Source organism: Actinomadura sp. 7K534, assembly GCF_004348575.1.
Lineage (GTDB): Bacteria > Actinomycetota > Actinomycetes > Streptosporangiales > Streptosporangiaceae > Spirillospora > Spirillospora livida.
On sequence record NZ_SMKB01000260.1, the window covers coordinates 1 to 9,522 of the forward strand.

General features: G+C 74.4%; 9 protein-coding genes. 7 read left to right on the plus strand and 2 right to left on the minus strand.

Translation table 11 applies throughout. The features are described from left to right. Window positions 1–159: 159 nt before the first annotated feature. Both E1266_RS31780 and E1266_RS31785 read right to left on the minus strand, forming a co-directional pair. Entirely contained in the window at window positions 160–906 is a 747-nt protein-coding gene (locus E1266_RS31780) for an SDR family oxidoreductase (protein ID WP_132053382.1), read from the minus strand. Continuing rightward, window positions 907–1,602 carry an SDR family oxidoreductase gene (locus E1266_RS31785; RefSeq protein WP_132053384.1) on the minus strand — a complete coding sequence of 232 codons (696 nt, stop codon included), beginning with the start codon at window positions 1,600–1,602 and terminating at the stop codon, window positions 907–909. Window positions 1,603–1,786: 184 nt separating this feature from the next. Here E1266_RS31785 and E1266_RS31790 point away from each other — a divergent pair, with 184 nt between their 5' ends. From E1266_RS31790 to E1266_RS31820, 7 genes are all read left to right on the plus strand, one after another. Beyond that, window positions 1,787–2,833, plus strand: coding sequence for a PucR family transcriptional regulator (locus tag E1266_RS31790; RefSeq protein ID WP_132053386.1), 1,047 nt, complete (start codon window positions 1,787–1,789; stop codon window positions 2,831–2,833). Between the two features lie 363 nt (window positions 2,834–3,196). Then, on the plus strand, window positions 3,197–4,006 hold the full coding sequence (locus E1266_RS31795; protein WP_132053388.1) for an SAM-dependent methyltransferase: 810 nt from the start codon (window positions 3,197–3,199) through the stop codon (window positions 4,004–4,006). A 185-nt stretch (window positions 4,007–4,191) separates the two neighbouring features. Beyond that, entirely contained in the window at window positions 4,192–5,094 is a 903-nt protein-coding gene (locus E1266_RS31800; protein ID WP_132053390.1) for a helix-turn-helix transcriptional regulator, read from the plus strand. Between the two features lie 259 nt (window positions 5,095–5,353). Continuing rightward, complete coding sequence (hpnC, locus tag E1266_RS31805; protein ID WP_132053392.1) at window positions 5,354–6,211, plus strand: squalene synthase HpnC; 858 nt, start codon at window positions 5,354–5,356, stop codon at window positions 6,209–6,211. 4 nt (window positions 6,212–6,215) lie between these two features. After that, window positions 6,216–7,091 carry a presqualene diphosphate synthase HpnD gene (gene hpnD, locus E1266_RS31810; RefSeq protein ID WP_132053394.1) on the plus strand — a complete coding sequence of 292 codons (876 nt, stop codon included), beginning with the start codon at window positions 6,216–6,218 and terminating at the stop codon, window positions 7,089–7,091. Then, entirely contained in the window at window positions 7,088–8,434 is a 1,347-nt protein-coding gene (hpnE, locus tag E1266_RS31815) for a hydroxysqualene dehydroxylase HpnE (protein ID WP_132053396.1), read from the plus strand. Before hpnD ends, hpnE begins: the two co-directional genes overlap by 4 nt. A gap of 22 nt (window positions 8,435–8,456) precedes the next feature. Continuing rightward, a partial coding sequence (locus tag E1266_RS31820) for a prenyltransferase/squalene oxidase repeat-containing protein (protein ID WP_279436367.1) occupies window positions 8,457–9,522 on the plus strand: 1,066 nt, incomplete at its 3' end.

Genomic DNA, 9,522 nt, shown 5'->3' on the forward strand with positions numbered 1-9,522 from the left:
CTCCCGAACGGGGGTGGAGCCGGGGGAGGCTCCAGGACGCCGTCATTGTCAGCAGCCGCCCGCCCCGCGAACATCGGTGAAATCGCCGGTCACTTGCGAACGCCCCGTCCCGGCCGTCCGCCGGCCTCCCCGGGCGCGGAGGAACTCACCCCCGGAAGATCACGCGCGTGCCCTGGTGGTGCCGCCGTTGACGTGCAGGACCTGGCCCAGGAGGGTCGGGAGCCGCGCGTCGGCGAGGAACGCGACCGACTCGGCGACCTCCTCGGGCGAGGCGATGCGCCCGAGCGGGGTCCGGCCGACGTACCGGGAGCGGATCTCCGCGACGGAGACCCCCGCCGCGGCCGCGTCCACCTCCAGCAAGGGGGTGTCGACGGCGCCCGGCGCGATGGCGTTCACCGCGATGCCGAGCGGCCCGAGTTCGCGGCCGAGCGACTTGGTGAGCGCGATCACCCCGGCCTTGGACGCGCAGTAGGCGGTCGTGTCCGGCCAGCCGATCAGCCCCCACTCGGACGAGATCAGCACCATCCGGCCGCCGCCGCGCTCGACCATGCCCGGCATGACGGCCTGGGCGCACGCGAACGTCCCGCCGAGGTTGACGTCGATGACCCGCCACCAGTCGTCCAGGTCGTGCTCGGCGAACGGCGCCACCGTCAGCCGGGCCGCCCCGGCGACGAGGATCCCGATGTACCCGCCGGTCTGCCGCTCGACGTCCCCGACCATCGCCTCGACGGCGGCGGGGTCGGAGACGTCCGCGGGCGCCGCCACCCCGCCCAGCTCGGCGGCGAGCGCGGACACGTCCCGGCCGGGACGGTCGTTGAGGGCGACCTGGTGGCCGTCGCCCGCGAGCCGGCGGGCGATCGCGGCGCCGAGCGCGCCCGCCGCGCCGGTGACCAGTGCGACGGTCATCTAGATCACCGCCCCGGCGTTGGGGGACAGGATCTCCCCGGTGCAGAACGTCGCGTCCTCGACCAGGAAGGCGGCGGCGAGCGCGACCTCCTCGGGCGCCGTCAGCCGCCCGGCCGGGAGGGTCTGCACGTAGGAGGGCCGCCGCCAGGGCGAATTGGCCGACAGCAGCGGGGTGTCGGTCGGGCCGGGCGCCAGCCCGTTGACCCGCACGCCGGCGGGTGCCAGCTCCACCGCCAGCGACCGGACGAGGCCGATCACCGCCCCCTTGGCCGCCGCGTAGTGCGCTTCGGCGTGCCCGCCGCCGATCGCCAGATCGGACGTGACCGCGACGATGCTCCCCTCGCCGCGCACCACCATCCCCGGCGCGACGGCCTTGCACACGTTCACCACGCCCCCCAGGTGCACGCGGAGCATCCGCCGCCACTCGGACCAGTCGATGTCGGACACCGGGACGATCGCGTAGTGCCCGGCCGCGCACAGCGCCGCCTCGATCGGCCCCAGCTCGCGCTCGACCCGCTTGATCGAGGCGCTCACCTGCGCCGGGTCGGCCACGTCCACCCCGACGGAGTGGTGGGCGTCCTCGGCCGGGGCGAGGTCCAGTCCGGCCGTCGTCCAGCCGCGCCCGGCCAGCTCGCGCACCATCGCGGCGCCGATCCCGCTCGCCGCCCCGGTGACGAGTGCCACTCGCTCCCGCATCGAACCTCCGCACAGTCGGGAAGACAACAGGCAAACGCGCCATAAGCCCAGGTGGCAAGGGACATGGCGATTTCTTGGCCAAATGCACCGCGGGACGCCGGGCTGTCGTGCCCTTCTCCAAGACACGGTCATGATCACGGAGCGGCCGGCCCGCACCGCCGGGGCGGAATGAGAGGCTGAGGCTGTGACCAGCGAACCCGCGGTGCTGCGCCTCACCGTCCGGCAGCTCCTCGAGGTGCCGCGCTTCCGGCTGCGCCTCGTCGCGGGGGAGAGCGGCCTCGACCGGCCGATCCGCTGGGCCCACTCGACCGAGCTGCTCGACCCCGGCCCGTACCTGCGCGGCAACGAGGTCGTCCTGACGGTCGGCGCGTCGCTGCGGGACGCGGACTCGTGCGTCGCGTTCGCCGGCTCGGTCAAGGCCAGCCGCGCCAGCGCGATCGGCTACGGCGTCGGCGACGTGACCGAGGACGTCCCGGAGGCCCTGTGCCGGGTCTGCGAGCGCCTCGGCCTGCCGCTCATGGCGGTCCCGCCCGAGGTCCCGTTCCTCAGTTTCACCGAGTGGTTCGCCGAGCGGCTCGCCTCCACCCACGACGAGCGGCACGAGCGCGAGGAGACCGGGCGGCTGCTGCGCATGATCCGGGAGGGGCACGCGTCCGCCGAGGTGCTGCGCGCCCGGATCGACGAGACCGGGCTCGACCACGGCTCGCTGCTCGCGATCGCGATGGACGTCCCGGAGAACGACCTGCCGGGGCTCCTCGGGGTGGACGGCGACACGGCCATCCTCATCGGCAGCGAGGAGCACGTCTGGGCCGAACCGGCCGGGGTGGGCAGCCCCGGCCCCCTGGAGCACCTGGCGCTGTCGCTGGCCGAGAGCGTCGCCGCCCTGGAGGTCGCGCGCCGGACCGGCGGCGTCGTCCGCGGCGCCGACCTGGCGACCTTCCCGGCCCTGCTGCGCCGCCTCACCCCCGACCAGGTGTCCCCGTTCGCCGAGCAGATCGCCCGGCCGCTGCGGGAGTACGACAACGCGCACGGCACGAGGCTCGTCGAGACGCTCAGCACCTTCCTCGCCATGGGGGGCGCGGTTGGCGCCACGTCCCGCTCCCTGTTCCTGCACCCGAACACGCTCCGCCACCGGCTGGCGCGGATCGAGTCGCTCACGGGCCGCAACCCGCTCCAGTTCGAGGACCGGGTCGCGCTGGCCATCGCGGTCTGGGCGGGGCCGACGAACTGAATGTCGGTTCGCGCGGGTTTTCCGGGTAACTGGGTGAAATGTCAGGAATGTCGGCCGGGAAACGCCCGGCGGGCGGGTGCGGTCTCCCTGTGGAATCGGTGACGGCATACTGGCGCGTCCGTAAGTGATCATTCCGGCGGGACGTGCAACGGGCCCGTAAGCGGCATCCGGAAGGTTCACCCTTATACCCGTGGTCTCCGGTGCCACTTCCCCCTCGGCGCCGCACCTACGCTGCGTATCCGCCAATGTCCTCAATGGCAAAGCGGTCGGGACCGAATTTTCAATTTCTGGTCATGCCCGGCCGGGCCGGTCTACGTTTGCCCCTGAGTGCAGAGCCGCATCACCGAAAGGAGCGCCGGCCCGATGACGGAATCCCCCAACGGCCCCGACCGGGGCGCGGAGACGAAGATCAACACCGACGTTCCGCAGTCGGCCCGGATCTGGAACTACTGGCTCGGCGGCACCGACAACTACGAGGTCGACCGGATCGCCGGCGACCAGTACGTCGCGCTCTACCCGGGCATCGTCCCGATCGCGCGCGCCGGCCGCTACTTCATGGCCCGCGCGATCCGGTTCCTCGCCGCCGAGCGCGGCGTCCGCCAGTTCATGGACTGCGGGACGGGCCTGCCCACCATGGACAACACGCACGAGATGGCCGAGCGCGCCGCACCCGGCACGAAGGTCGTCTACGTCGACAACGACCCGCTCGTCCTCGCGCACGCCCGCGCGCTGCTGACCGGCTCCGGCGAGGGCCGCACCGCCTACATCGACTCCGACCTGCACGACCCCAAGACGATCATGGCGCAGGCGGCGGAGCTGCTCGACCTGTCGCAGCCGGTCGGGCTGATGCTGATCGGCGTCATGGGGCACATCGTCGACCCCGGCGAGGCGCTCGGGGTCGTCCGCGGGCTGATGGAGCCGCTCGCGTCCGGCAGCTACCTGATCCTGCACGACTCCACCGACACCAACGAGGCGTTCAACGCCGCGCAGCACGCCTACGACGAGACCGGGGCCATCCCGTTCCGGCTCCGCAGCCCGGAGTTCATCCGCGGCTACTTCGACGGCCTGGAGATGGAGGAGCCGGGGCTGGTGACGAGCGGGGCCTGGCGCCCCGAGGTCGGCGGCGAGGCCGAGGATCTCCCCACCCTCTGCGGGGTGGCCCGCAAACCCTGACGCAGCGTGACCGGCACGCCACCGCCGGCCCCGGCGGCGCTTCGCCGCGGCCCGCGGAAGGCGCGCGGGAGCCTCCGCGGAAGGTCGCTCACCGTTCCCCGGCCGACGCGATCAGTGAAGGTATAGTGAGCCGTTCGTCCGCTCCGTTCCTTGATGCCTCGCCCGTCCCCCGACGAGGAGTCCCGTTGGCCTCCGTCACGAGTACCGGCAGAACCACGAGTACCGGCAGAACACGGTCCATCGACGCGCAGGGAGACCCGCTCGTCCCCCGGAAGCTCCTGGCGCGGCGCCTCCGCGCGCTGCGGGAGGCGCACGGGATCGCCCGGCGGGACGCGGCGCGCGCGATCGGCGGCTCCGGCTCCAAGATCGCCCGGCTCGAGCTCGGCCGCTCGGGATGCAAGCCCGGCGACGTCGCGGAACTCCTCACCCTCTACGGCGTGGACGACGACGAGCGCGCCACGCTGCTGGCCCTCGCCGAGCAGGCGAACGCGCGCCCCTGGTGGCACGCGGACGGCGACATCGTCCCGGCGTGGGTGCGGCCCTACTTGAGCGCCGAGCAGGCGGCCAAGCTGGTCCGCACGTTCGAGGCCCAGTTCGTCCCCGGCCTGCTGCAGACGGAGGACTACGCCCGCGCGCTGATCCGGCGCGTCGCCCCGGAGGCGGAGGTCGAGCGGCGCGTGGAGTTCCGGATGCGGCGCCAGCGGGTGCTGCGCCGCCGCCCGCGCCCGCTCAACCTGTGGGCGGTGCTGGACGAGGCGGCGCTGTGGCGCCCGATCGGCGACCCGGAGACGATGCGCGCCCAGATCCGGCACATCGTCGAGCTGTGCCGGCGGCCGAACGTCACCGTGCAGATCGCGCCGTTCGGGATCTGCGGGCGCGTCGCCGGCGACGGGCCGCTCACCCTCGTCCGGTTCCCGCAGCAGGGCCTGCCCGACATGGTGTACCTGGAGCGGGCGAACAGCGGCGTGTACCCCGTCCGGCCGCAGGAGGTCGAGCGGCACTGGCACGTCTTCAACACCCTGGTGACCGAGGCGTCCCCTCCCGAGCACACGCCGCGCATTCTGGCCGGCATCCTCGCCACCTACTGAGCCATTCGAGCAGGCCGTTCCCACCGGCCTTTTTCTTCGGACCGTTCCACGCCAACCGGGCGGCCGGATCCGCGATCACGCACTCCCGGCTGACCACTTCCGGCCTATATCCATAAATAATGGATATTCGGGAGGAATCGCACGGCACTCCGGGGACGTACGGCACAGGGGCCTCCCGCGACGCCCGTGTTTACCGGCCGGCCATCCGGTTACCGGGCATCACTGACGCCCTCCTCGCCGCCGCCGTCGAAGGAACGCCATGTCCGTCCGCGAGCGCTTGTGGAATGGGACCGAGGAACGCCGGTCCCGGGACGAACTCCAGGCCGGGGAGAACTTCCCCGTCGCCACGCGCCTGCTGCCGGCGCGGTACCGCGCGCACCTCCTCAACGTGTACGGCTACGCCCGGCTCGTGGACGACATCGGCGACGAGGCGCCGCCCGCCGAGCGGCCCGCGCTGCTCGACCTGGTCGAGCGCGACCTCGACCGGATCTACGCGGGCGCCCGCCCGGAGCTCCCGGTGATGCGCGACCTGGCCCGGACGGTCACCGCCGGCTCCATCCCGGCGGACCCCTTCCGCCGCCTCCTGGAGGCCAACCGCCGCGACCAGGAGGTCACCCGCTACGAGACGTTCGGCGACCTGCTCGGCTACTGCACGCTGTCCGCCGATCCGGTCGGGCGCATCGTCCTGCACGTGTTCGGCGCCGCCACCCCCGGCCGGATCGCGCTGTCCGACCGGGTCTGCAGCGCGCTCCAGATCATCGAGCACTGCCAGGACGCCGGCGAGGACCTCCGCAACGGCCGCGTCTACCTCCCGGCCGAGGACCTGCGCCGGTTCGGGTGCGCGGAGGACGACCTGGCCGCCGCCGTCACCCCGACCCGGCTGCGGGGCGTGCTCGCCCTCCAGGCGGGCCGGGCGGCGCGGCTGCTGGACGAGGGCGAGGCGCTGACCGGCCGGCTCCGCGGCTTCGCGCGGATCGCCGTCGCGGGCTACATCGCCGGCGGCCGGGCGGCGCTGGCCGCGCTGGAGCGCGAGGCGTACGACGTCCTGGGAGGCCCCCCGCGCCCGAGGAAGGCGCGGCTGCTCGCCGAGTGGTCGCGGACGCTGGGAAGGAGCTGACGAGATGGACGAGGCCGGAGTGGGGACGGCCGGCGCCTACCGGCACTGCGCGGCGGTCGTCCGTTCGCAGGCGCGCAACTTCGCCTACGGGATCCGGCTGCTCCCCGGCCCGAAACGCCGGGCGCTGAGCGCCGTCTACGCCTTCGCCCGGCGGATCGACGACATCGGCGACGACCACGGGGCACCGGCCGCGGACCGGCTCGCGAAGCTGGCGGACGAGCGCGCCCGGCTCGCCGACCCGGCCGCCCATCCCGCCGATCCCGTGCTGGTGGCGCTGGCCGACGCGGCGCGCCGCCACCCGATCCCGCTCGACGCGTTCGGGGAGCTCATCGACGGCTGCGAGGCCGACGTCCGCGGCGCGGGCTACGACACCTTCGACGACCTGCTGTGGTACTGCCGGTGCGTCGCGGGCGCCGTCGGCCGCCTGTCGCTCGGCGTGTTCGGCACCGCCGACCCGGCGACGGCCGTCCCGCGCGCCGACGCGCTCGGCGTCGCGCTGCAGCTCACGAACATCCTGCGGGACGTCCGGGAGGACGGGCAGAACGGGCGCGTCTACCTCCCGGCCAAGGACCTCGCCCGGTTCGGGTGCACGCTGCACCGGGACGAGCACGGCCGCCCGGCCGACCCGCCGGAGCGGCTTGCGGCGCTCGTCCGGTTCGAGGCGTCCCGGGCGGAGGAGTGGTACGCCACCGGGCTGAAGCTGCTGCCCATGCTCGACCGCCGCAGCGCGGCCTGCGCCGGGGCGATGGCGGGCATCTACCGGCAGCTGCTGAGGCGCATCACCGCCGATCCCGTCGCGGCGCTGGAGACGCGCACGTCCCTGCCGGGCTGGGAGAAGGCCGCAGTGTCCGCCAAGGCGATGGCGGGGCTCCGCCGATGAGCGGCGCGGGAGACAGGGAAGGGCACGTCGCCATCGTCGGCGGCGGCCTCGCCGGCATCACGGCGGCGCTGGCGCTGCAGGAGACGGGCGTGCGGACGACGATCTACGAGGCGCGCCCCCGGCTCGGCGGCGCCACGCACTCTTTCGAGCGGGACGGGCTCACCGTCGACAACGGCCAGCACATCTTCCTGAAGTGCTGCACGGCGTACCGGGGGCTGCTGGAGCGGCTGGACGCGCTGGACCGGGTCGACGTCCAGGACCGCTTCGACGTCCGCGTCCTCACCCCGGACGGCCCGCACGGCCGGCTCCGCCGCGCCAAGGCGCCCGGCCCGCTGCACTTCATGCCCGCGCTCGCCCGCTACGCGCTGCTCCCGCCCGCCGACCGGCTGCGCGCCGTCCGCGCGTCGCTGGCGCTCCAGCGCCTCGACCCCGCCGACCCGTCCCTCGACGGGATCGCCATGGGCCGCTGGCTCGCCCGCCACGGGCAGCGGCCGGAAGCCCGGCGGGCGCTGTGGGAGCTGTTCGTGACCGCCGCGCTCAACATCGGGCTGGACGACGCCGCGCTCGGCCCCGCCGCCATGGTCTGCCAGACGGCGCTGCTCGGCCGGTCCGACGCCGCGGACATCGGCGTCGCGTCCGTCCCGCTCGGCGACCTGCACGGCACCGTCGCGGCGGCGAAGGTCGAGCGGGACGGCGGCCGGATCCACCTCGGCGCGAAGGCGACGGCGATCGAGGCCGGGCCGAAGCTCGTGGTCAACGGCGCCCCGGTCACCGCCGACGCCGTCGTCGTCGCGGTGCCGCACCGGCAGGCGGCCGGGCTCGTCCCGGCGGAGGCGTGCCCGGACCGGGAGCGCTGGGCGGGCCTCGGCTCCAGCCCCATCGTCAACGTCCACGCCGTCTACGACCGGCCGGTCATGGACGTGCCGTTCGCCGCGGCGGTCGGCTCGCCCGTCCAGTGGGTGTTCGACCGGACCGCGGTGAGCGGCCTGACCGGCGGCCAGTACCTCGCGGTCTCGGTGTCGGCGGCCGACGACCGGATCGACACGCCGACCGCGGAGCTGCGCCGGGAGTACCTCGCCGAACTGGCGCGGCTGTTCCCGGCCGCCCGCCGGGCGCGCGTCACCGACTTCTTCGTCACGCGGGAACGGCACGCCACGTTCCGGCAGAGCCCCGGCAGCGGCGCGCTGCGCCCCGCGTCCGCGACCCGGCTGCCGTGGCTGTTCCTCGCCGGCGCGTGGACCGACACGGGCTGGCCCGACACGATGGAGGGCGCCGTGCGCAGCGGCCTCACCGCCGCCCGCCTCGTCCGCCGGCACCTCCGCTCGTCCGCGCGGAACCACTGACCGGGAGGGAAGGGAGCGCTCCATGACCACGATCGAGGCGCCGGGACTCACCGGCGCGGCGGCGGCGGCCGTCGAGGCCGCCCGCGACCACCTGCTCGGCCTGCAGTCGCCCGAGGGCTGGTGGAAGGCGGAGCTGGAGACCAACGTGACCATGGACGCCGAGGACCTGCTGCTCCGCCAGTTCCTCGGCATCCGCACCGACGGCGAGACCCGCGAGGCGGCGCGCTGGATCCGGTCGCGGCAGCGCGACGACGGCACGTGGGCGAACTTCTTCGGCGGCCCGCCCGACCTGTCCACCACGATCGAGGCGTACGTCGCGCTGCGGCTGGCAGGCGACCCCGCCGACACCGCGCACATGCGGCGTGCCGCCGGCTACGTGCGGGAGGCCGGCGGGATCGAGGCGAGCCGCGTGTTCACCCGCATCTGGCTCGCGCTGTTCGGGCAGTGGTCCTGGGACGACCTGCCCGTCATGCCGCCCGAGCTGATGTGCCTGCCGAGCCGGGTGCCGCTGAACGTCTACGACTGGGCGTGCTGGGCGCGGCAGACGATCGTCCCGCTGACGGTCCTCGGGTCGCTGCGTCCCGTCCGGACGCTGCCGTTCGACCTGGCCGAGCTGCGGTCAGGGGTGCGTCCCGCGCAGGACGCGAAGGGCTGGGGACGGGTGTTCACCGCACTCGACCGCGCCCTGCACGTGTACGAGAAGCGCCCGGTCCGGCCGCTGCGCACCGCCGCGCTGCGCCGCGCCGCCGAATGGATCATCGCCCGGCAGGAGGCCGACGGCTGCTGGGGCGGCATCCAGCCGCCGTGGGTGTACTCGCTGATGGCCCTGCACGAGCTGGGCTACGGCCTCGACCACCCGATCATCCGGCGCGGCCTCGGCGGGCTCGACCGGTTCACGATCCGGGACGAGAAGGGCCGCCGCCTGGAGGCGTGCCAGTCGCCGGTCTGGGACACGGTCCTGGCGATGAACGCCCTCTCCGACGCGGGGACGCCGCCGGGCGACCCGGCCCTGCTCCGGGCCGCGCGCTGGGTCGCCGCCGAGGAGGTCCGGGGCCCGGGGGACTGGCAGGTGCGCCGCCCGTCCCTCC